The 21,360-nt window shown below is 64.5% G+C and carries 19 protein-coding genes; 7 read left to right on the top strand and 12 right to left on the bottom strand.

Annotated elements, in window-relative coordinates; genetic code table 11:
• Positions 1-29: 29 nt before the first annotated feature.
• The 4 genes from G513_RS0115795 to G513_RS23490 all read right to left on the bottom strand — a co-directional run bounded on the left by G513_RS0115795 (position 30) and on the right by G513_RS23490 (position 3,637).
• Positions 30-1,418: a type II and III secretion system protein family protein gene (locus G513_RS0115795; protein WP_022977829.1), complete on the bottom strand. Its 1,389-nt coding sequence runs from the start codon at positions 1,416-1,418 to the stop codon at positions 30-32.
• Positions 1,419-1,504: 86 nt separating this feature from the next.
• Positions 1,505-2,497, bottom strand: a complete 993-nt coding sequence (gene cpaB, locus G513_RS0115790; RefSeq protein ID WP_022977828.1) for a Flp pilus assembly protein CpaB — start codon at positions 2,495-2,497, stop codon at positions 1,505-1,507.
• A 99-nt stretch (positions 2,498-2,596) separates the two neighbouring features.
• Positions 2,597-3,061, bottom strand: a complete 465-nt coding sequence (locus G513_RS0115785; RefSeq protein WP_022977827.1) for a TadE/TadG family type IV pilus assembly protein — start codon at positions 3,059-3,061, stop codon at positions 2,597-2,599.
• Positions 3,062-3,460: 399 nt separating this feature from the next.
• Positions 3,461-3,637 carry a Flp family type IVb pilin gene (locus G513_RS23490; RefSeq protein WP_084711588.1) on the bottom strand — a complete coding sequence of 59 codons (177 nt, stop codon included), beginning with the start codon at positions 3,635-3,637 and terminating at the stop codon, positions 3,461-3,463.
• 163 nt (positions 3,638-3,800) lie between these two features.
• On the opposite strand from G513_RS23490, the gene G513_RS0115775 reads away from it, so the two are divergent.
• Positions 3,801-4,640, top strand: coding sequence for a symmetrical bis(5'-nucleosyl)-tetraphosphatase (locus G513_RS0115775; protein ID WP_022977825.1), 840 nt, complete (start codon positions 3,801-3,803; stop codon positions 4,638-4,640).
• Here the strand turns inward: G513_RS0115775 and pgeF are convergent, their stop codons facing one another.
• Both pgeF and rluD read right to left on the bottom strand, forming a co-directional pair.
• On the bottom strand, positions 4,641-5,384 hold the full coding sequence (gene pgeF, locus G513_RS0115770; protein ID WP_022977824.1) for a peptidoglycan editing factor PgeF: 744 nt from the start codon (positions 5,382-5,384) through the stop codon (positions 4,641-4,643).
• Between the two features lie 3 nt (positions 5,385-5,387).
• Positions 5,388-6,335 (bottom strand): 23S rRNA pseudouridine(1911/1915/1917) synthase RluD, encoded by a 948-nt coding sequence (gene rluD, locus G513_RS0115765; RefSeq protein WP_028475621.1) that lies wholly within the window; start codon positions 6,333-6,335, stop codon positions 5,388-5,390.
• 96 nt (positions 6,336-6,431) lie between these two features.
• Here rluD and G513_RS25085 point away from each other — a divergent pair, with 96 nt between their 5' ends.
• A complete protein-coding gene (locus G513_RS25085; protein ID WP_022977822.1) occupies positions 6,432-7,991 on the top strand; it encodes an outer membrane protein assembly factor BamD in 1,560 nt (519 codons plus the stop codon).
• A gap of 68 nt (positions 7,992-8,059) precedes the next feature.
• Here the strand turns inward: G513_RS25085 and G513_RS0115755 are convergent, their stop codons facing one another.
• The 3 genes from G513_RS0115755 to sucC form a co-directional block, all read right to left on the bottom strand.
• Complete coding sequence (locus tag G513_RS0115755; RefSeq protein ID WP_022977821.1) at positions 8,060-9,712, bottom strand: NAD+ synthase; 1,653 nt, start codon at positions 9,710-9,712, stop codon at positions 8,060-8,062.
• A 105-nt stretch (positions 9,713-9,817) separates the two neighbouring features.
• Positions 9,818-10,687, bottom strand: coding sequence for a succinate--CoA ligase subunit alpha (sucD, locus tag G513_RS0115750; protein WP_022977820.1), 870 nt, complete (start codon positions 10,685-10,687; stop codon positions 9,818-9,820).
• A 23-nt stretch (positions 10,688-10,710) separates the two neighbouring features.
• A complete protein-coding gene (sucC, locus tag G513_RS0115745) occupies positions 10,711-11,874 on the bottom strand; it encodes an ADP-forming succinate--CoA ligase subunit beta (protein ID WP_022977819.1) in 1,164 nt (387 codons plus the stop codon).
• A gap of 172 nt (positions 11,875-12,046) precedes the next feature.
• On the opposite strand from sucC, the gene G513_RS0115740 reads away from it, so the two are divergent.
• From G513_RS0115740 to G513_RS23475, 4 genes are read left to right on the top strand one after another with little or no spacing between them, the layout of a single operon-like run.
• Positions 12,047-12,259 carry a hypothetical protein gene (locus G513_RS0115740; protein ID WP_156891730.1) on the top strand — a complete coding sequence of 71 codons (213 nt, stop codon included), beginning with the start codon at positions 12,047-12,049 and terminating at the stop codon, positions 12,257-12,259.
• Positions 12,260-12,292: 33 nt separating this feature from the next.
• Positions 12,293-13,966: a sensor histidine kinase gene (locus G513_RS23480; RefSeq protein ID WP_022977817.1), complete on the top strand. Its 1,674-nt coding sequence runs from the start codon at positions 12,293-12,295 to the stop codon at positions 13,964-13,966.
• The gene (locus tag G513_RS0115730; RefSeq protein WP_022977816.1) at positions 13,963-15,309 is read left to right on the top strand and encodes a sigma-54-dependent transcriptional regulator; all 1,347 of its coding nucleotides are present in this window, start codon (positions 13,963-13,965) and stop codon (positions 15,307-15,309) included. Before G513_RS23480 ends, G513_RS0115730 begins: the two co-directional genes overlap by 4 nt.
• Positions 15,310-15,363: 54 nt before the next feature.
• The gene (locus G513_RS23475) at positions 15,364-17,223 is read left to right on the top strand and encodes a DUF885 domain-containing protein (protein ID WP_022977815.1); all 1,860 of its coding nucleotides are present in this window, start codon (positions 15,364-15,366) and stop codon (positions 17,221-17,223) included.
• 7 nt (positions 17,224-17,230) lie between these two features.
• Here the strand turns inward: G513_RS23475 and G513_RS0115720 are convergent, their stop codons facing one another.
• Positions 17,231-18,019 carry an SDR family NAD(P)-dependent oxidoreductase gene (locus G513_RS0115720; RefSeq protein ID WP_022977814.1) on the bottom strand — a complete coding sequence of 263 codons (789 nt, stop codon included), beginning with the start codon at positions 18,017-18,019 and terminating at the stop codon, positions 17,231-17,233.
• Between the two features lie 106 nt (positions 18,020-18,125).
• Positions 18,126-18,569, bottom strand: coding sequence for a hypothetical protein (locus G513_RS0115715; RefSeq protein ID WP_022977813.1), 444 nt, complete (start codon positions 18,567-18,569; stop codon positions 18,126-18,128).
• A 135-nt stretch (positions 18,570-18,704) separates the two neighbouring features.
• On the opposite strand from G513_RS0115715, the gene G513_RS0115710 reads away from it, so the two are divergent.
• Positions 18,705-19,598, top strand: coding sequence for a LysR family transcriptional regulator (locus tag G513_RS0115710; protein ID WP_022977812.1), 894 nt, complete (start codon positions 18,705-18,707; stop codon positions 19,596-19,598).
• A gap of 16 nt (positions 19,599-19,614) precedes the next feature.
• Here the strand turns inward: G513_RS0115710 and G513_RS0115705 are convergent, their stop codons facing one another.
• Positions 19,615-20,505: a transglutaminase family protein gene (locus G513_RS0115705; protein WP_022977811.1), complete on the bottom strand. Its 891-nt coding sequence runs from the start codon at positions 20,503-20,505 to the stop codon at positions 19,615-19,617.
• Positions 20,506-21,360: the final 855 nt, after the last annotated feature.

The following is a 21,360-nucleotide window of genomic DNA, read 5'->3' as shown; positions in this document are numbered from 1 at the left end:
GTTCGGATCTTCTTCGAGAGTCGGCGGAATTACTTGCTGTAACCGGTATCGGCGTTCTGGCCGAAATCACCCGATTCCAGGAACATCGTTTCGGCGAAGTTCGGACGATAGCGGTCGGTCGAGGCGCCCGGCATCGGTGGCAACTGAGCGCCCTTGGCGATCGGACGCACGAGATGCGGCGTGATCACCATGATCAGCTCCTTCTCGTTGCGGGTGATATTGGTGGTGCGGAAGAACGCGCCCAGCACCGGGATGTCGCCCAGCCACGGCACCTTGTCGACATTGGTCGACAGATTGTTGCTGACCAGGCCACTGAGCACGAAGGTTTCGCCATCGCCCAGTTCCACCGTGGTATCGGTGCGGCGAATGACGATGCCCGGAATCGTGGTGCCGCCGATGGTCACCGCGTTGGTGAAATCGAGATCGCCGACTTCAGGCGCCACCTTGATCGCGATGCGGCTGTTCGACAGCACGGTAGGCGTCAGATTGAGACGCACGCCGAACTCGCGAAACTGCACAGTGATCGCGCCCGCGCCGTTGGAACCGCCACCCTGCGGCACCGGATACGGGAATTCGCCACCGGCAAGGAAGCTGGCTGTCTGGCCGCTTAGCGCCGTCAGACTCGGCTCGGCCAGGGTGCGGGCGAGGCCCTTGCGCTCCAGCACGCTGAGAATGCCGGTGTAACCGTTGTTGCCAAACACGATGTTGAAGGCGTCGCCGATCGGCAGGAAACCGGTGGCGCCGGCGAAGGCACCGACGAGACCTGAGCCTGCGCCAGACAACGGCGCCTGCGTCACGGAGCTGGGAACGCCGATGCCGCCCGCGCTATTGGCGCCGAGCTTGAACAGATTGATGCCGTACTGCTGCAGCGACCGGCGGTTGACCTCGACGATGCGGACCTGACTCATCACCTGGGTCTCGCCGCCGACCAAGCTGCGATCAACCGGCGGGGGGGCATCCTTGTCACGCGGCGCCGAGCTTTGACTGGCCTTGCGATGCGCCAACAGATTTGGAACGGAGCCGTCCAGCGCACCGTTCGGTTGCACGGTCAGCTTCGACAGCGCCGGATCGGTGCTTGCCGGCGCGGCCACGGAGATGCGGTATTCGGTCGGTTCGGAAGCCCCTTTGGCGCTGCGGGTCCAGACCAGCAGGCTGGTGGTGCCGCCGGCCTTGCCATTGATCAACAACTCGCGGCCGTTGACGACATTGACATCGGCAACCTTTGGATCACCGATCGCGACCCGTGTGACCGATCCCTTGGCGCGCACCAGCTTGTGCGTGCCCGGCTCGACCAGCAGGGTTTCGGGCTTGGCCGCAGCCTGGGCATGCACCGGCAATGGCATCTGCGCAGTGACTACCACCACGAGTGCGGCGACGGCGAAACTCCGGGACAGCTGCCGAGTGATCGAGAAGCGCATGCCAGTTCCTGTGCGAGCTGCGAGCGGCGACCGGGAAGCGGCCGAGTCAGAAGTGTGGAGTTCGGCAATCAGCTGCAAGGGGCGGCTCACGGCGACACCGTCTTGAGGTCTGAACCGCGATAGATCTCGATGCGCGGCGGTCCCTCACTGCGCACGGCCTTCTTCTTGCCCTTGGCAATCAGCTGAGTCAATTCCGTCGCGGTGATGATCTGCGCCGCGGCGAGTTCGGCTTCGGCATCCGCCTTGGCCTTCGCTTCCGGGCTCAGCGGCTGGCTGCTGACCGCGCTGATCGCAGGAGCGCTGGCATCGGTCGTGGCCGCAGTGGTCGCCGGCGTGCCATGCAGGGCCAGACGAAGTTCGCCATAGCTCGAACCGAGCAGCACCTTGGTGACCTGAGCTTCCGGAATCGCCAGTACGGCGGTGCGCTCGCGGCGTCCCTGATTCTGGGATTGCTTGTCCTTTTCCTCGGGCAGGCCTTTCGGCGGCTCGACCAGATGATCTTCATACGACAGCACACGGATATCGCGGATCAGCACGCGCGCCTGGGTCGGAATGTCTTCGGTCTTGTCCGGGCCGGACTTTTCGCCGGTCGGGGTACTGGTCACCGACTTGATGTAGACCAGCACATCGACGGTATCGCCAGGGCGGACGAAACCGCCGACGCCGACCACATCATCAACTTTCAGCGATAGCGCGCGGAAACCATCCGGCACCCCGCGGGCAATCATGTTGGCGTCCTTGAAGAAGCGCGGCACCACCGGCGCACCGGCGTCGATATCGATCAGCGGCGTGCGGCCGATGGCGTCGTCGACATTGGCGAAGTACTCGGTCGGCGCGATCGTGACCGGCGCCAGCACGATCGCGTCACGATCGATCGGCATGTTTGCAGCCAGTGGCCGGGTAGCAATCACCACCATGATCTGCGGCACTGCCGGGGCAGCGGATACCGGCTGCTGCTCCTGCGCCTTCGAGGCACTTTCGGCAAAGCTGCGGCTCATACGCCAGCCGACAATTGCCAGGATGATGGCCAGCAAACCGAGCACGATCGCGACGATCCGAATCGCGTTGCTGTTGTTCATGCGTGTGCCGCTCCCTATTGATTATCAGCCGCTTTTTGCTGGCAGCTTAAACGATGCTTTGGTGTTCTTTCCGTCCGTTTCCGGAGCTCGTTGGGTGTATCAGGACAAACGACCTGCAGCCGTTGCCTGCAGCGCTGCCGGCAACGGCGGAATCGAGCCAAACCCGGGCAGTGTCACGGTCGGGAAAAGGGTCGGTGCCGTCAGGCTGTAGGTCACCAGAATGCTCAAGGTATTGTTTGCAGCGTTGACGGGCTGAACGACAAAGCTCAACGCAGGCGGCACTGGAGCGCCTCCCAATGTGAAATTGCTGGCAACTGCATCAGCAACTGCGGCGTTGATCGCGGCCAGGTAGGCAGCATTACTGGGGAGTGGCGCCACTGCGATGGCCGCTCGCAACGCTTCCTGAGCAATGAAATTGATCCGCTGCTGCAGGAAATAAACGTAGCCGTAAGTCAGCGTGCCGTAGACGATCGCGAACAGCAGCGGGAACACCAACGCAAACTCGACCGCCGATGCACCAGTGATGCGGCGTGGCAGCCGATTCAGCGAACGATGACGGGCCATGATCGGATGTTCCAGAACAACAGCGGGCAACGGGACGAGGTAGCTGACCGCGAGTGCGCCGGCTCAGCAGGTGACGCTACAACGATATCTCAATAATCCTGGCTCTTCCGCTTCTAAGCTCAGCGGTAGCCAAAAACTTTCACATCGAGTCTTCAGCAGGAAAATTCGTCGGTAATGTCTGTACGTCGGCTGTAGGCTGATACATCGCCTATGGCAGTTCCCGGCATACTCCTTTCGGCATTCACCGAAAAATCAGCAAAACCGGGCGCTTCCACGTGAAGCCTCATAAAGCGCTAGGCATCCGACATCACCGGAAGACTTATCCAGCGAATACGGATGTATAGCCTGCCGACCCCAGCAAATGAACCTGAATTCAGCGTCGGGAAAATCAGGAAAGCTTTAGCGGGCTGCGGTATTCAAACTGCCTGCAGCCGAATCGAAAAGGTTGACCAAGCCGGTTTTGACGCTCGTTAGAGAGACAACCAGCAACACAGCAATCAAACCAACAATCAGACCGTACTCGACAGCGCTGGCGCCTTCGTCATCACGCAGGAAATTCTGGATTTTCTTGATCACGGGTATCACTCCATCGGTCACGTTTCGGGGGCGGTTCGGGTGCTTGAAACCCGTAGGCAGACGATAGGCCAGGCATTGGGGAGCGTCAAAGCTGCTGGCTCCCGCAACTGCTACCGCTCATCGGTTATGGTGATCGGCACTTCCTGCAAAAACTGAAGCCGCCGTGGCGATTTACGCAGTTGGGGACCTTCAAGGCTGCTGCGACGCGCTGAAGCGCTTGCTCGACCATGTGCGCTTCGATCCAGCCAGCGATCAGCTCTGGTTCGCGGGGGACCTGGTCAATCGCGGGCCGCAATCGGCGGAAACCCTGCGCACAGTGATCGCGCTCGGCGACAGCGCCGTCAGCGTGCTTGGCAATCATGACCTGCATCTGCTTGCCGTTGCCGCCGGCGGCAAGCGCGGCCGGCGCGACACATTGGACGACATCCTCGACGCGCCCGACCGCGACGAACTGCTGCACTGGCTGCGCCACTGCCCGCTGATGCATGCCGATTCGCGCGCGCCCTGGCAGTTGCTGCATGCCGGCCTGCCGCCACAGTGGACGATCAGTGAGGCCGCCCAGCACGCGCGCGCCGTTGAAGCGGTGCTGCGCGGCCCCGATCATCAGGCGCTGCTGAGCCACATGTATGGCGATCAGCCGGACCTCTGGCAGACCGGACTGAAAGGATGGCCGTACCTGCGTTTCGTCATCAACTGCTTCACCCGCCTGCGTTACTGCACGCCGCAAGGTCAGATCGCCGCCGAACCGAAAGGCACGCCCGGCAGCCAGCCCGCCGGCCTGCTACCGTGGTTCGCGGTACCCGGCCGTAAGAGCGCAGGCACGCCGATCCTGTTCGGCCACTGGTCGACTTTGGGCCAAGTGCATTGGCCGGAATACCAGGTCTGGGGACTCGACACCGGCTGCCTCTGGGGCGGACAGCTCAGCGCGCTTCGTCTCGACGATGCGGCCTTGTTCAGCATTCCCTGCGACGAACATCGACGTCCAGGCGCCGAGCAGGACTGATCAAGAAGCTGCACCGTCGATCCAGATCAGGGCCGCCATCCGCCCGCAGACACCATCGCGCCGGAACGAATAGAAGCGCCCCGGATCGGCATGCGTGCTGATGCCACCGCCGTAGACCGACGTGACACCGGCCCGCGCCAGTCGCTGCCGCGCCAGCGCGAACAAATCACCGTAGTACTTGTCCGGCTGCACGCCGGGCTGGAAGCAGGATGTCGCCGCCGGATCGACGGCAACGAATGCCGCACGCACCTCAGCGCCTACCTCGAAGGCTTCCGGACCGATCGCCGGGCCGATCCAGGCCATGAGCCGCTCAGGCGCGACCGGTAGCGCAGCGACGGTGCTCTCCAGGACGCCAGCGCAGAGGCCGCGCCAACCGGCATGCGCCGCGGCGACCACGCTGGCATCTTCGTCGCAGAACAGCACGGCGAGACAGTCGGCGGATTGCACTGCACAGACGACATTTGCCTGCGTGGTGAAGACACCATCCGCTTCCGGCTCCAGCTGCTGATTCGGCAGCTCCAGCACCCGCGTTCCATGCACCTGACGCAACCATTCCGGGGCGGCAGGCAGGCTCAAATGCTCGGCGAGCAGGCGGCGATTTTCGGCGACAGCCGCTGGATCATCGCCGCAGTTGCGGCCCAGATTCAGACCGGCATGAGGCCCGCTGCTGACGCCGCCCTCGCGGGTCGTGAAGGCGGCGCGGATCGCCGCCGGTGCCGGCCAGTCGGGGATGATCGGCACCATCGCTCAAGGAGCAGCGCGCAGACGATCGAGCAGACGCAGCATGTCCGGCGGCGCTTCGGCCGAGAACTCCATCTCTTCGCCGCTGACCGGATGCTCCAGCTGCAGGTTGCGCGCATGCAGCGCCTGACGCGGGAAGCCGTTCAGCGCCAGCCGCAAGGTCTCCTCGATGTTGCGGCCGCGGGTGATGCGGCCGCCGTAGACCGCATCACCGACGATCGGATGAAGGATCTGCGCCATGTGCACGCGAATCTGGTGGGTGCGACCGGTTTCCAGCCGCACGCGCAGCAAGGTGTGATTGGCGAAGCGCTCCTGCACCCGATAGTGAGTGACCGCCGGGCGCCCGTCCTCGACCACCGCCATCTTCAGGCGATTGCGCGGATCGCGGCCGATCGGCTGATCCACCGTGCCGCCGGCGGTGACCGCACCGTTGACCAGCGCGTCGTACTCGCGGCGAATGTCGCGCGCCGCCATGTCCGCCACCAGCCGCGTGTAGGCAACCAGGGTCAAGCCGACTATCAGCAGACCGCTGGTGTCCTTGTCGAGCCGATGCACGAGCCCGGCGCGCGGCAGCAGTTCGGTTTTCGGGAAGCGATGAAGCAGCGCGTTCTGCATCGTCGAATCGGACTGGCCGGCGCCCGGGTGCACGGTCAGGCCCGGCGGCTTGTTGATCACCGCGATGTCGTTGTCTTCGTAAACCACTTCGAGCGGTATCGCCTGCGGCCGGTCATTGCCGGCCAGCGGCTGTTCGTCGACAGTCAGATCGAGCACATCGCCGGTGGCCACTGGCTGCCTCGCCTTCTCGGCCGGCGCACCATTGATGATCAGCGCCCCGCTCTCGATCCAGCTTTTGAGTCGGCCCCGGGACCAGGCCGGGAACAACTGCGCGGCCACGGCGTCCAAGCGCTGGCCGTGCAGGAAATCGGGTACCTGCGCCTGCTCCACCTGGCTCATGATCTCGCCGCCCGGCACCAGAGTTGGTGCTGCGACGAGGGCTGACAGCCATCGGCTATACTCATTTTTTGACTCAACGTGCTGATGCTCCGCGTAATGATCGATCGTTCTTCCCGCGGCCCGTCCGCAACGCGCGCACTGCGCGTTATCTGCCTCGCCTCGCTGGCGGCCCTCGCGACTGGCTGCGCCTCGAAAGGCGAAAAAGCCGATCGTCCGGACAATCCGTTCCGGCCCGGCTCGGAAGTCGGCCCGTCCGGTGCCACGCCGCAGACCGAAGAGGCGCTGAAAGCCGAATCAGCGCTGTTCTATCGGCGCGCGCATGAAGCGATGGTGGCGTCCGACTACGAGACCGCAACTACCCGCTACACGCAGCTGATTGCTCGCTACCCGTTCACCGAATATTCGACTCAGGCCGAGCTCGAGAAGATCTTCGTCCAGTATCGCAGCTTCGCGCCGGATGAAGCGCTGCTGGCTGCGGACCGCTTCATTCGCGAACATCCGCGTCACGTCCACGCCGACTACGTTCAGTACCTGAAAGGGCTGATCAATTCGAGTCGCACGCAGGCGATCAGCGATTACCTGCCGATCGACTCCAGCAAGAAGGACGTCACCGGCGAACGCCGCGCCTATGACGATTTCGCCGTGCTGCTGCAGCGCTATCCCAACAGCCCTTATGCCGGTGATGCGCGCAAGCGGATGGTCTATCTGCGCAACCGTGTGGCCTCGCATGAACTGTCGATCGTTCGCTACTACGTCAAGCGCCAGGCTTGGGTGGCCGTATCGAAGCGCGCCGAGAACCTGATCGCCGAATATCCCGGCGCCCCGGCGACGGTCGAAGCGTTGAAGCTGCTGAAGCTGAGCTATGAAAAGCTGGGCCTGACGCCGCAACTGGCTGATCTCGACTTGTTGATCGCCAACAATGCCGAGTCGATCGCCCAGGCCAGCGCGCCGCCACCGAAGCCGGGTCCGCGTACCGTCATCGTCCTGCCCACCGATCAGCCGTCGGCAGCACCAGCCTCCGCGCCTGCACCGGCTGCCGCGGCGACTCCAGCGGCGCCGGCAAATCTGAGCAGCGAAGCTCCGAAAGGTTTTTTCGAAAAGATCGGCGGTTACTTCGAATCACTGAACAAGACCTACACGATCGGCAGCGACGAGGCGAAACCGGCCGATGCAGCCGCCGCAGCTGCGGGAACTGCCGCAGCGCCTGAAGTCGGCACTCGGACCGAGCCCGCCAATCCATCGTCGGCCAATCAGCCGGCTGCCGCCTCGCTGACCACCGGCCCTTACGTGGGCGAACCGGCGGTCATCAATCTGCCGCCGTTGTTCAGCGATGGAGACGCCGCCAAGCCGGCTGCCCAAGCGCCCCCCGAGACGGCGTCGAAGACCGCTGCGACAGCTGCACCAGCGCCCGAAGCGAAGAAGGAGAAAGGCGGCCTGTTCGACTTCCTGAACAAGACCTACACGATCGGCGGCAGCACGACGAGTGACGCAGCGGCGAAGGATGCATCGGCAACTACCGGTAAAGCGGCGCCCAGCGACAGCAACACCCAGCTGAAGCTGGATTACGAAGCTCCGGACGGCAGCAGCCAGCCGGTCACGGTCAACGGCAACACGATGTCCGAACCACAACCTGCCGCCCCTCCGGCGACGCCGTAAGCCCGGCGACCAGCAGTTGATGGACCATCAAGGCGCAGCGAAAGCTGCGCCTTTTTCATGCCCGCAGTTCAGCGGTCGCCGTAGACGGCGGTGATCGGGTAGCGCCGTTCGCGTCCAAAGGCACAAGGCGTGATCTTCGGTCCCGGCGGCGCCTGGCGACGCTTGTACTCGGAACGCCGCACCAGCCCGGCGACGCGACGCACCGTCGCTTCATCAAAGCCCATCGCGACGATCTCTGGGATCGACAGACTGCGCTCGACATAGGCTTCGAGAATCGGATCGAGCACCTCGTAAGGCGGCAGCGAATCCGAATCCTTCTGATCCGGCCGCAGTTCCGCGCTTGGTGGACGCTCGATGACGCGCTCGGGAATCACCGGTTTGCCCGCCGGCGCCAGCGTGTTGCGATAGCGCGATAGCTCGTAGACCAGACCTTTGTACGCATCCTTGATCGGTGCGAAACCGCCGCACATGTCGCCGTACAAGGTCGAATAGCCCACCGCCATCTCGCTCTTGTTGCCGGTGGTCAGCACCACCGGCCCGAACTTGTTCGACAGCGCCATCAGCAGCACGCCGCGCGAGCGCGACTGCATGTTTTCCTCGGCGAGATCGATCGGCCGGTCGCCAAAGATCGGCGCCAGCGTCTCGGTGAACGCCTCGAACGGCCGTTCGATCGGCAGCACCGAATAGCGGATGCCGAGGGCCTCGGCTTCGAGCCGCGCATCGTCGTTGGACATGTCCATCGTGTAACGCGAAGGCAGCGACACCGCCCAGACCCGATCGGCACCCAGGGCATCGGCGGCGATCGTCGCCACCAGCGCCGAGTCGATGCCGCCGGACAAACCCAGCAGCGCGCCGGGAAAGCCGTTGCGGTTGACGTAGTCGCGCGTGGCCTGCACCAGCGCGCGATAGACCTGGGCGACGCTCGATGACGCTGCCCGCCGCTCGCCGCTGAAAGTCAGCGCGCCGTCCTGGCGCGTGATGGTCAGCGGGAAAACGCCTTCGTCGAACAGCGGCGCTTCGAAGCCCAGCGAACCATTGGCATCGATCGCCAGCGAATCGCCGTCGAACACCAGTTCGTCCTGACCGCCCGCGCAGTTGACGTAGACGATCGGCAGATCCTGTTCGGCCAGACGCTGACGCAGCACCACGCGGCGCTCGTCCGGCTTGCCGATGTTGTAGGGCGAGGCATTGATGTTGAGCAGCAGTTCGGCACCGGCGGCCTTGGCACGCGCAGTCGGGCCCGGGCCCCAGATGTCTTCGCAGATGCACAGGCCGATGGTCAGGCCATCGAGCTTGAACACCGTCGCGTTCGGTGCGCCCGGCGTGAAATGGCGGCGTTCGTCGAACACGCCATAGTTTGGCAGCAACTGCTTGCGCGCTCGGGCGACGAGTCGGCCATCGCGATAGACCGAGGCCGCGTTGTAGGTGCGGCGTCCGCCAGCGTCGTCGACGAACTCCGGATGGCCAACGACGATGTGAATACCCTTCGAAGCTGCCGCGACCTGCTCCAGGCCAGCGGCAATCGCCTGCGGCAGCGCGGTGCGCAGCAGCAGGTCATCGGGCGGATAGCCGAGCAGCGAAAGCTCCGGCGTGGCGACCAGCTGGGCGCCGAATTCATCTCGGGCCTTGGTGGCCGCGGCAATGATCTTGGCGACATTGCCGTCGATGTCGCCGACCCAGAGGTTCAGCTGGGCGGCAGCGAGGACCAGCGGCTTGTTCATCAGAGTTTCGTTTCCACGATCAGGACCGACACGATACCGGCACGATAACGAGAAAGGGCGCGACGAATCGCGCCCTTTCCGGTTACTTCAGTTGCTGGACAGCGATCAGAGCAGCGACTTCATCGCCGCACCGAGGTCCGCCGGCGAGCGAACCGTTTTGACGCCGGCCGCTTCGAGCGCCGCGAACTTCTCGTCCGCCGTGCCCTTGCCGCCCGCGATGATCGCGCCGGCATGACCCATGCGCTTGCCGGCCGGTGCGGTGACACCGGCGATGTAGGCCACCACCGGCTTCTTGACGTACTGCTTGATGTAGGCCGCCGCTTCTTCTTCCGAAGAACCGCCGATTTCGCCGACCATGATCATGCCGTCGGTTTCCGGATCGGCTTCGAAGCGCTTCAGCACGTCGATGAAGCCGAGACCGCGAACCGGATCGCCACCGATGCCGACGCAGGTCGATTGGCCGAGGCCGTTCTGGGTGGTCTGATGCACGGTTTCGTAGGTCAGCGTGCCCGAGCGGGAGACGATGCCGATACGGCCCGGCTTGTGGATGTGGCCCGGCATGATGCCGATCTTGCACTGGCCCGGGGTGATCACGCCGGGGCAGTTCGGACCGATCAGCACAGCGTCCGGATAGGCCTTAAGCGCAGCCTTGACCTTGACCATGTCGATCACCGGAATGCCTTCGGTGATGCAGATGATGACCTTGATGCCGGCGTCGGCCGCTTCGAGGATCGCGTCCGCCGCGCCGGGGGCCGGCACGTAGATCATCGTTGCGTCGGCGCCGGTGGCGCGCACGGCGTCATGGGCGGTGTTGAACACCGGCAGCGACAGATGGCTGCTGCCGCCCTTGCCCGGCGATACGCCGCCGACCATCTTGGTGCCGTAGGCGATCGCCTGTTCGGAGTGGAAGGTGCCCTGCTTGCCGGTGAAGCCCTGGCAGATGACCTTGGTGTCTTTGTTGATCAGGATGCTCATTGCAGTCTCATTAATCCTTGGCTTTAGGCCTTGCTGGCAGCGACGACGGCCTTGGCCGCCTCGGTGAGATCGGAAATCGGCGTGATGGCGAGACCGGATTCGCGCAGCAGCGCCTGGCCCTTTTCCATGTTGGTGCCCTGCAGGCGCGCAATCACCGGAATCTTCAGGCCGACCTGCTTGACCGCGGCGATGATGCCTTCGGCGATCAGATCGCAGCGGACGATGCCGCCGAAGATGTTGATGAAGATCGCCTTCACTTCCGGGCTGGCGGTGATCAGCTTGAACGCTTCCGTCACCTTCTCCGCCGTGGTGCCACCGCCGACGTCGAGGAAGTTCGCCGGCTGGCCGCCGTGCAGTTTCACGATATCCATGGTCGCCATCGCCAGACCGGCGCCGTTGACCATGCAGCCGATGTCGCCTTCCAGGGTCACGTAGTTCAGATCGAACTTCGCAGCGGCACGCTCGCGCTCGTCTTCCTGCGAGCCATCGCGCATCTCGGCGATGCTCTTCTGGCGGAACAGCGCGTTGTCGTCGAAATTCAGCTTGGCATCGAGCGCGAAGACGTTGCCTTCGGCGGTGACGATCAGCGGGTTGATCTCGACCATGCTGGCATCGCATTCGGTGACGATCTTGTAGACGCCGGCCATGATCTTGGTGAACTGGTCGACCTGGTCCTTGGTCAGGTCCATGAAGAAGCCGAGCTCACGCGCCTGATAGGCCTGGAAGCCGGCCGCCGGATTGACGGTGACGGTCTTGATCTTTTCTGGGGTGTGCTCGGCCACTTCCTCGATGTCCATGCCGCCGGCGGCGGAGGCCATCAGGATCACGCATTCGCTGGTGCGGTCGACGAGCGCCGACACATACAGCTCGCGAACGATGTTCGACGGCTTTTCGACCCAGACCGAATTCACCGGCAGACCCTTGGCATCGGTCTGCTTGGTGACCAGCATCTTGCCGAGCATGCCCTTCGCTGCTTCTTCAGCGGCATCGGCACCACTGACCAGCTTCACGCCGCCGACCTTGCCGCGGCCGCCTGCGTGCACCTGCGCCTTGACCACGACCTTTTCCGTGCCGAGTTGCTTGGCGACGGCGCGGGCCTGTTCCGGACTGGTGGCCAAGCCACCCTGTGGTACCGGGATGCCGTAGCGCGCAAACACTTCCTTCGCCTGATACTCGTGCAGGTTCATGCTTCCCCCAAAAGGATTGCAATGGCCCCGGTCACAATCTGCGCCGGGCGCCTGTGCGGAATTGATACAGCCGGACGGCTGCGGCAAGCATTCTCCCTGAATCATTCGATGCAGGCAAAGCATTTGCACCGCTACACTTGTGCTCTTGTCAGCTCATCCTTAAGGCGCGTTCATGTCCCTACTCATCCGGGTGTTGCTGCTGGTCGCCGTGGGCGCTCTGCTCTACCGCAGTTATATCCGCTGGCAGTTGCAGAACCGTCAGCGCAATGCGCCGCCGCCGGAGCGCTTCGAGCCGATGGCGCGCTGCACCGGCTGCGGCACCTATCTGCCATCGAACACGCTGTCGCCCAGCCTGCGTTGCGGAGCCTGCGAGCAGCGGCCGTGATCGTCACGCAACACTGAGGCTGCGACCGGGACCATGGCCAGCCTGGTTCGCGATCCTTTTGTCGATCTCGAGGACTGGCGCATCCTCAGAACGCTGGCCGTCTACCGGCTGGCCCTGATCGCGCTGCTGCTGGCCGTTCATTTCCTCGAACTCAGCGCCTGGTTCTTCGATCACTCGGAGCCAGGCAATTTCTTCCGCATCGTCTCGGCCTACGCGCTGCCGGCGTTGCTGCTGCTGATCGCCACCTATCAGCGCTTTCCATCGAGTGGCGTGCAGGCGCATCTGGCGTTCTTCGTCGATGCGCTGGCGATCCTGCTGCTGATGTATGCCGCGCATGGCGCTTCATCCGGCCTGGGCGTGTTGTTGATCACGCCGGCCGTCGGCTGCAGCCTGGTGCTGCCGCTGCGCCTCGGACTGTTGCACGCAGCACTCGCCACCTTCGCGGTGTTCGGCGCGGAGTTCCTGCGCCAGTCGCTGAACCGCATCGAAGGTGCGGATCTGACCAACGCCGGGCTGATCGGCCTGATGCTGTTCGTCACCTCGCTCGGTGCCGGCGCGGTGGCCGCCCGCGCACGCAAGAGCGAAGCGCTGGCGGCGCGTTTCGGCAGTGATCTGGCCAGCCTGTCGCGGATCAACGAGCGGATCGTCGAAAGCATGGACACCGCCGTACTGGTGATCGACGAGGAACGTCGCCTGCGCCTGCAGAACGCTGCCAGCCGGCGTTTGCTGGCCCGGACCGACGGCGATTCCGATGGCAGCCCGAGCATCGACGGCCAGTCACTGATCACTGCCGTGCCGATCCTCGCCCAGGCGCTGTACCGCTGGCAGGAAGCGCCCAACCTCGATCCCGAGCCGATTGCCCTGAGCCCCGGCGGTGCCGATCTGCTGCCGCGTTTCACGCGCCTGGGCCAGAACGCCTGGGCACCGGTACTGGTGTTGCTCGAAGATGCGGCGCGGGTGCGCGAACAGGCGCAGCAACTGAAGCTGGCCGCGCTCGGGCGCCTGTCCGCCGGCATCGCTCACGAGATCAGGAATCCACTGTCGGCGATCCGCCATGCCGGCCAGTTGCTGGCCGAATCGCCGGCGCTGCCCGAGCAGGACCGGCGCCTGCTCGACATGATCCAGCGCCACACGGTGCGGATCGACAAGATTGTCGAAGACGTGCTGCGCCTGTCGCGCCGCGACGCCGCCGTGCCGCAGAACCTGCTGCTGCGCAGCTTCCTCGAGCGCTGCATCGCGACTTGGGCCGAAGGCTGCCCGGAAGGCGCACGGGCGATCCGCATCGATGCGATTCCGGAACAGCTCAGCGTGCGCTTCGATCCGGACCAGCTGCAGCAGGTGCTGCACAACCTGTGGCAGAACAGCTTCGAGCACGGCGCGCCGGAACCGGATGACGACGCCGAAGCGGTACTGATCAACGTGTGGCTCCGCGCCGGCCGCCTCAGTCCGGGCCAGCGACCGTATCTGGACATCATCGACGACGGCCGCGGCATCCCGGTCGAGGTGCGCGAGCAACTGTTCGAACCGTTCTTTACCACCGCCCGTCGCGGCACCGGCCTGGGGCTGTATTTGTCTCGGGAAATATGTGAATACAATCAAGCACGTCTATCGCATGTGCCGCGCACCCAGGGAACTCGAGGAACCCAGTTCCGGCTGGTGTTCGCAGCCAGCGAAGCACCGCTTACTTCCGTCCCGACTCGTTCATGAGCAAAGCCCCCGCACAAGCCTTGATCGTCGACGATGAAGCCGACATCCGCGAACTGCTCGAAATCACCTTGCTGCGCATGGGCCTCGGCATCCGCGCCGCCGGCACCGTGCGCGAAGCGCGGGCGCTGCTGGCCGAGCACCACTTCGAACTGTGCCTAACCGACATGCGCCTGCCGGACGGCAATGGCATCGAACTGGTCAGCCACATCCAGAAGAAGCATCCGGGCCTGCCGGTCGCGGTGATCACCGCCTACGGCAGTGCCCAGGCCGCCGTCGAAAGCCTGAAGGCTGGCGCCTTCGATTTTGTCTCAAAGCCCATTGATCTGACCCAGCTGCGCAAGCTGGTCGATACCGCGCTGAAGCTGAAGCGCGAAAGCGCCGCTGGCGACGGCGGCCTGCTCGGCAACACGCCGGTGATCGAAGCGCTGCGCGCGCTGATCGATCGCCTCGCCCGCAGCCAGGCACCGGTGCACATCACCGGCGAATCCGGCACCGGCAAGGAACTGGTCGCCCGGCTCATCCACACCCGCAGCCCGCGTGCCGACGCGCCGTTCGTGCCGGTGAACTGCGGCGCGATTCCGGCCGAGCTGATGGAAAGCGAATTCTTCGGCCATCTGAAAGGCAGCTTCACCGGCGCCACGCGCGACAAGGCCGGCCTGTTCCAGGCGGCCGAAGGCGGCACGCTGTTCCTCGATGAAGTCGGCGATCTGCCGCTGCACATGCAGGTGAAGCTGCTGCGCGCACTGCAGGAGCGCGCGGTACGGCCGGTCGGTGGCGAGACCGAGGTGGCGGTCAATGTCCGGGTGATCTCGGCGACCCACAAGGACTTGAGCCAGCTGCTGGCGCTCGGCACCTTCCGCCAGGATCTCTATTACCGGCTCAACGTCATCGAAGTGCGCACGCCGTCCTTGCGAGAACGCCGCGACGACATCCCGCTGCTGACCCAGGCAATCCTGGTCCGGCTGGCCCGCAGCAATGGCCTGCCGGTGACGCCGACGCTCGATGCCGCCGCCCTCGCCCGTCTCTGCGAGCATCCATTCCCGGGCAACGTCCGCGAGCTGGAAAACGTCCTCGAGCGTGCCGTCACGCTCAGTGATGGCGGTTCGATCCTGGCCTGCGATCTGCAGCTGCGCGGCGATTGCGTGGCCCGCTCGGTCGCGGCGCCTGCTGCCGCTCCAGCGGCGATCGGCAACGATCTCGAAGGCCAGATGGAAGACATCGAACGCCGCGCGATCGTCGAAGCGCTGGCCACGGCGCGCTACAACAAGACCCGGGCCGCGGCCCTGCTCGGCATGAGCTTCCGGTCGCTGCGCTATCGCATCAAGAAGCTGAACATCGAGTGAGCCGCTGGCACCATTTCTTGCTTCATTGACCCATCACATTCATTGGGGAATTCGTTGAAAGCCTTTTACTGCTCATCGATCGCCGCGCTGGTCCTGCTGTCAGGCTGCGCCGGCAAGTCCGCGAAGCCGGGCTCGCAGTCCGTGCCGCCGGGCGTGCTGGCCCTGACACCGCCAGCCAAGGGCGATCCAGCGCAGCGGCTGACGACGCTGCTGGCGAGCGAATGGCAGCGCTGGCTGGTCGATCATCCCGAGGAAGCCTCGCTGACCGGCGACCATCGCTACGACGATCGCTGGACCGACATGAGCCTGGATGCGATCGAAGCGCGCCATGTCGCCGATGCGGCCGCGCTGCTGAAGCTGCTGGAGATCGACCGCGAACGCCTGACGCCGGCCGGCCAGCTGAACTTCGATCTCTATCGTCAGCAGCTCGAGCGCGACATCGAGGCCTATCGCTATCGCGGCCATCTGCAGCCGATCAACCATCTTGGCGGCGTGCAGACGTCCGACCAGCTCGCCGAAGCGCTGCAGTTCGAGACGGTGCTCGACTACGAGAACTGGATCCGCCGCATCCGCGGCATCGATGCGGCCGTCGACCAGAGCATCGTCCTGCTGCGCATGGGCCTCGCCGAAGGCCGCACGGTGCCGAAGGTGATCATGAAGCGGGTGCCGCCGCAGATCGACCGGCAGCTGGTCAAGAAGCCCGAAGCCAGCCCGCTGTACACCCCGTTCCTGAAGTTCGCGCCCGGCGTGCCGGAAGACCAGCGCGCCCGGCTGGCCGATGCCGCGAAAGCTGCGATCCGCGACAGCGCTCTGCCCGCCTGGCAGCGGCTGAAGGACGTCGTGGCGAAGGAATATCTGCCGAAGTGCCGCGATTCGGTCGGCGCCTCGGAATTGCCTGAAGGCCGCGATGCCTACGCCTTCGCGGCGCGCACCAGCACCACCACCAATCTGACGCCGGACGAGATCCACGACATCGGCCAGCGCGAAGTCACGCGCATCCGCGGCGAGATGGAAGCGATCCGCAAGCAGGTCGGCTATCAGGGCAACCTGAAAGCCTTCTTTACCTATCTGCGCACCGATCCGAAGTTCTTCTACCGCGACGGCGCGACCTTGTTGAGCGCTTATCGCGATATCGCCAAGCGCATCGATCCGGAACTGCCGAAACTGTTCGGCAAGCTGCCGCGCCTGCCCTACGGCGTGCGTGCCGTGCCCGAGGCCAGCGCCCCGGACACCCACACCGCGTACTACCAGCCGGGCGCTGCCGATGGCACCCGCGCCGGCAATTTCTACGCAAACCTCTACAAGCCCGGCTCGCGGCCGAAGTGGGAGCAGGAAGCGCTGACCGCGCATGAAGCGGTGCCCGGCCATCACTTGCAGATTGCGCTGCAGCAGGAGCTGGTCAGCGATGCCGGCGGCACGTTGCCAGCGTTCCGCAGCCAGATCTCGTTCACCGCCTTCGTCGAAGGCTGGGGCCTTTACGCGGAGAGCCTCGGCCCGGAGATCGGCCTCTATCAGGACCCTTATTCGAAGTTCGGCCAGCTCACCTACGAGATGTGGCGCGCCGTGCGCTTGGTCGTCGATACCGGCATGCACGCCAAGGGATGGAGCCGTCAGCAGGCGATCGACTTCTTCAAGGCCAACACGCCACGCGCCGAACTGGACATCACCAACGAGATCGATCGCTACATCGCCTGGCCCGGCCAGGCGCTGGCGTACAAGATCGGCGAGCTGAAAATCAAGGAACTGCGTGCCCGCGCAACCGCGACCTTGGGCTCGAAGTTCGACATCCGCGGCTTCCACGACGTGGTACTCGGCTCCGGCGCGCTGCCGCTGGACATCCTCGAACGCAATGTCGATACCTGGATCGAGCAGCAGGACGGCGGCGTCATCGTCAAGCTGCGCGGCACGCCGTAGATCAGGCTCAGAAGACGCTGCGCACCAGGCCGCCTTCGGCGCGGATCGCCGCGCCGTTGATGATCGCGGCGCGGGCGCTGCAGACGAAGGCGACGACATCGGCGATCTCGCTGGGATCGATCAGTCGACCGATCAGCGAGGTAGGCCGGTTCTCGGCGATGAAGCGCTTGCTGATCTCGTCCGGGCCCAGACCTGGGAACAGATCAGCCATGAACTTCTCGACACTCTCGGTGCGCGTCGGCCCCGGCAACACCGAGTTGACCGTCACTCGCGTGCCCTTGGTCAGCTCGGCCAAGGCCCGCGAGATGCCGAGCTGCATGGTCTTGGTCGCGCTGTAGTGCGCCATTTCCGGCGCCGGGCTGACGCCCGATTCGCTGGAGATGAACACCACCCGGCCGTCACCGCGCGCCAGCATGCCGCGCAGGTAATGACGCGCGAGACGCACGCCGCTCATCACGTTGACCTCGAACAGGCGCTGCCAGTCGGCGTCGCTTTCCTCGAAGAAGCCGACCGCCTCGTAGATGCCGAGGTTGTTGACCAGGATGTCGACCTCGGGCAGCTGCTTGATCGTCGCTACACAGCCTTCGGCAGTGCCGTTGTCGGCCGCCAGCGCGATCAGCTTCGCTTCCGGATGTGTGGCGCGAATGCTGGCGATCGCCTGGGCGACGGTTTTGTCGCTGCGGCCATTGACCACCACGGTCGCGCCTTCGGCTGCCAGCGTGCGGGCGATCTCCAGGCCGATGCCGCCACTGGATGCGGTGACCAGCGCGGTGCTGCGTTCGAGTCCGAGTTTCATGAATTTCCAGCCAAGACAAAGAAAAAGGCGCGGCACCGGTATGGACCGGGGCCGCGCCGAAGGGTAGCGCGGCAAGCGTGCCGCGCGAGGAGGACTGCTTGACCGTTTACGCAGCGCGGGCGTAGTTGCGCGCCTCGGCGGCCTTCGCCGGCACCGCGCTGGCGGTAACCGGGAACAGACCGAACACGGTGCGAACGTTGTCGACGGTGATCGCCGCTTCGCCGATCGCCGCCTCGCTGTAGCCCTCGCGAGCCAGACGAGCCTGCTCGGCACTGGTGTCACGTTCGGCCACCACCGCGTCGACGTAATCGGCCAGCGCCTTCAGGCGAGTGCCGAGGATCGACGGCGCGCTTGGCGCAGCCAGGTTCGGCACTGTCGCCAGGCGGCTCTGGACCACGGCCTGCTCGACCACGGTCAGCGCGGAATCACGGCCGAACAGGCCGGCGCGGCGGAACATGGCCGCCAACAGCGGACGCGGCAGGCCGGTAACGGCCACGATATTGGTACGGGGATTGTTCTGGGTACTGACGTTCTGGGTGTTGGTGTTCATCGTTCTGCTCCTGTTTCAACGCCGGCTTGCTGGCGTTTCATGGAGCGCACTTTGCTCCTTGCTTGCGCGCATAAGAAGTCGTCATTTGCGAATTCTATTTTTGCAATTTTGCAAGATACGGCTCAGGCTGCCGCCATGAACTGGGACGATCTGCGCTATGTGCTGGCCATTTCCCGCGCCGGCGGCCTGAATGGCGCGGCGCGGCTGCTGGCCGTCAATCCATCGAGCGTCTACCGCCGCCTCGAAACCCTGGAACTGGCGCTGGAAGTGCGGCTGTTCGAGCGTCTGCGCGCCGGGTACCGGCTGACGCCGGCCGGCGAGGCGCTGGCCGAAGCGGCAGAAAAGATGGAGCGCGAGGCACAAGCCGTCGAAGGCCGGATCAAGGGCACCGACGTGCGCCTGGAAGGCCACATCCGGCTCAGCACCAGCGAAGCCGTGGCCCTGCATCTGCTGCCGCGCTGGCTGGCCGAGTTCCGCGATACCTATCCGGGCCTGACTCTGGACATCGCCTCGACCAACCAGATCGCCGACCTGTCCAAGCGCGAGGCCGACGTGGTGATCCGTGGCACCGCGCATCCGCCCGAGCATCTGGTCGGCCGGCGTGCCGGCCGGATCGTGTTCGCGTCCTATGCCTCGAAAACTTATCTCGACCGCATCGGCCGTGGCCGGCCGCTCGCCGACTACGACTGGCTCGGCTTCGATGGTCCGCTAATACGCGTGCAGCAAGCCAAGTGGCTGACCGCCAACGTGCCGGACTCCAGAATCCGCCTGCGCTACGACAGCTTCGCGCCACTGCGGCTGGCAGTTGCCTCCCACCTTGGCTGTGCCGCCCTGCCGTGGTTCGCCTGCTTCGATGATCCCGAACTCGAGCGCCTGCCCGATACCGAAAACGACTCCGGCTTCGATTTCTGGGTGCTGACCCATCCGGATCTTCGCAAGAGCGCCCGGGTCCGCGCCTTCCTGCAGTTCTTCGGCACGCGCCTGGCGGCGCTCGATGAAACGGTGATGGGCAGCGTCGCGGCGATCTGAACCCGTTTCGGCGCGCTCAGGCCACCGACACCTTCACGTCGACGCTCATGCCCAGATAATCATTCGACGCGCCGGTGAAACTGCCGGTCAAGGGCACCGCCTGCGAAGCATCACGCGCCACCGCGACGCGGATCAGATTGCGGCCACCGAACAATGCATTGGTCGGATCGAACTCGACCCAGCCGGCCCCCGGCAGATAGACCTGCATCCAGGCGTGCGTGGCGCCACCGCCAACCACTTCCATACCTTGATCGACCTCAGCCCCGACCAGGCTCGCGTCATACAGATAGCCGGACACGAAACGCGCCGCGAGCCCCAGGCTGCGCACCGCTTCCATCATGAACACCGCGAAATCGCGACAACTGCCACTGCCCTTGTCGAGCGTCTCCTCGGGCGTCTGCACGCCCATCTCCTCGCGCCGCGCATAGGCAAACTGCTCCTTGATCGCGGCATTCATCGCCATCAGCACATCGAGCGTTTCCGGGTTGCCTTCCTCACGCAGCACGAACGACTTGGCCCAGAGATCGACCCGATGCAGCGGGTCCGGATAGTGCCGTTCCGAAGTGCGGCCAAGATCGGCGATCTCCTGCACCGAATAATTGAACGGCAGATAGCGCGCGAACTCCTCGACCTCCAGCTTCTGCGGCTCGTTCGGGAAATGCTCGGCATGGAACATCGACACGAACGACAGATCAGTCGCCTCTTCCTCGAAACTGGCGATGGCGATCGAGTTGCCGAAGACGTCGTGCAACCAGCGCACCGACGCCGCCGGGGTGATGGTCAAACCGGTTTCGATCAGACGCAGGTCGTGGCTGTCGCGCGGGCGGCACATCAGGCGGTGCTCGTGCAGGGCAACGGGCCTGGCGTAGCGGTAAACGGTGGTGTGTTCGACCGTGAGCATCGTCATGACGGCAAAGGGTCCTGAAGCGGGTATTGGTTGGCAGTTTGCATTAAAGCCATCGTGGCTCTGTGCGATGAGTAGCTTTGGCGGCTTTTAGTGAGCACGGTTTATTCCTGCTGCGGCCTTGGGGGCAGGGTTATGCGGAATGCGCCCTTCCTGGTTGAGTTCTGGCCTTGGCGTAGCGCTGACTTTTTCGATGACCTTCATCGAACTATTCCGCGCTTACGCGCGGGTTACTTTCCTTGAACGCCCAAGGAAAGTAACCAAAGGAATGCGCCCCGCGGCATGCCGCCGACTCGCGAGAAACAGAAGCGCGAGTCGGTGCCCTGCGCTTCTCGCGCTCTCCGGGGCACCGCGCCGACAGGCCATCCATGGCCTGGCAGCGCTCGACCGGCATCCATGCCGGTCGTCCCTCTCCGAGCACTGCGATGCTCGGCGGCATGCAAGGGGGACCAACGTCCACAACCAAGTCAAAAGCCAAGGCAACAGCGCCGCGCTCCCGCGCGGCGCTGTGCTTTTGATTCTGCCGTTGCTGTGGCTTTTGCTTTTGGTCCCCCTTAAGCGCGCCGAGCATCGCAGGCCATGGCGGACAGGCTCCGAAGGAGGCGAGGCAGGATGCCGATGCCTTTTCGCCGCGCCAAGGATGGCGCGTCGAAAAGCCCCGTCATGGCCGAGAAGCACAGGGCATCGGATCGCGCTTCTGTTTCATGCGATCCGACGCAGCGCCGGGGCGCCCTTCCTTTGGTTACTTTCCTTGGGCGTCAAGGAAAGTGACCCGCGCGACAGCGCGGAATGGTTCGGTGAAGTCCAAAGAGTCAGGGAAGCAGACGACACCGAATCCGTCGGGATGCGCGATGAAGC

This window comes from Nevskia ramosa DSM 11499 (assembly GCF_000420645.1).
GTDB lineage: Bacteria > Pseudomonadota > Gammaproteobacteria > Nevskiales > Nevskiaceae > Nevskia > Nevskia ramosa.
The sequence above is the reverse complement of the archived record's forward strand: the minus strand, read 5'-3'. Positions and strand labels throughout refer to the sequence as shown.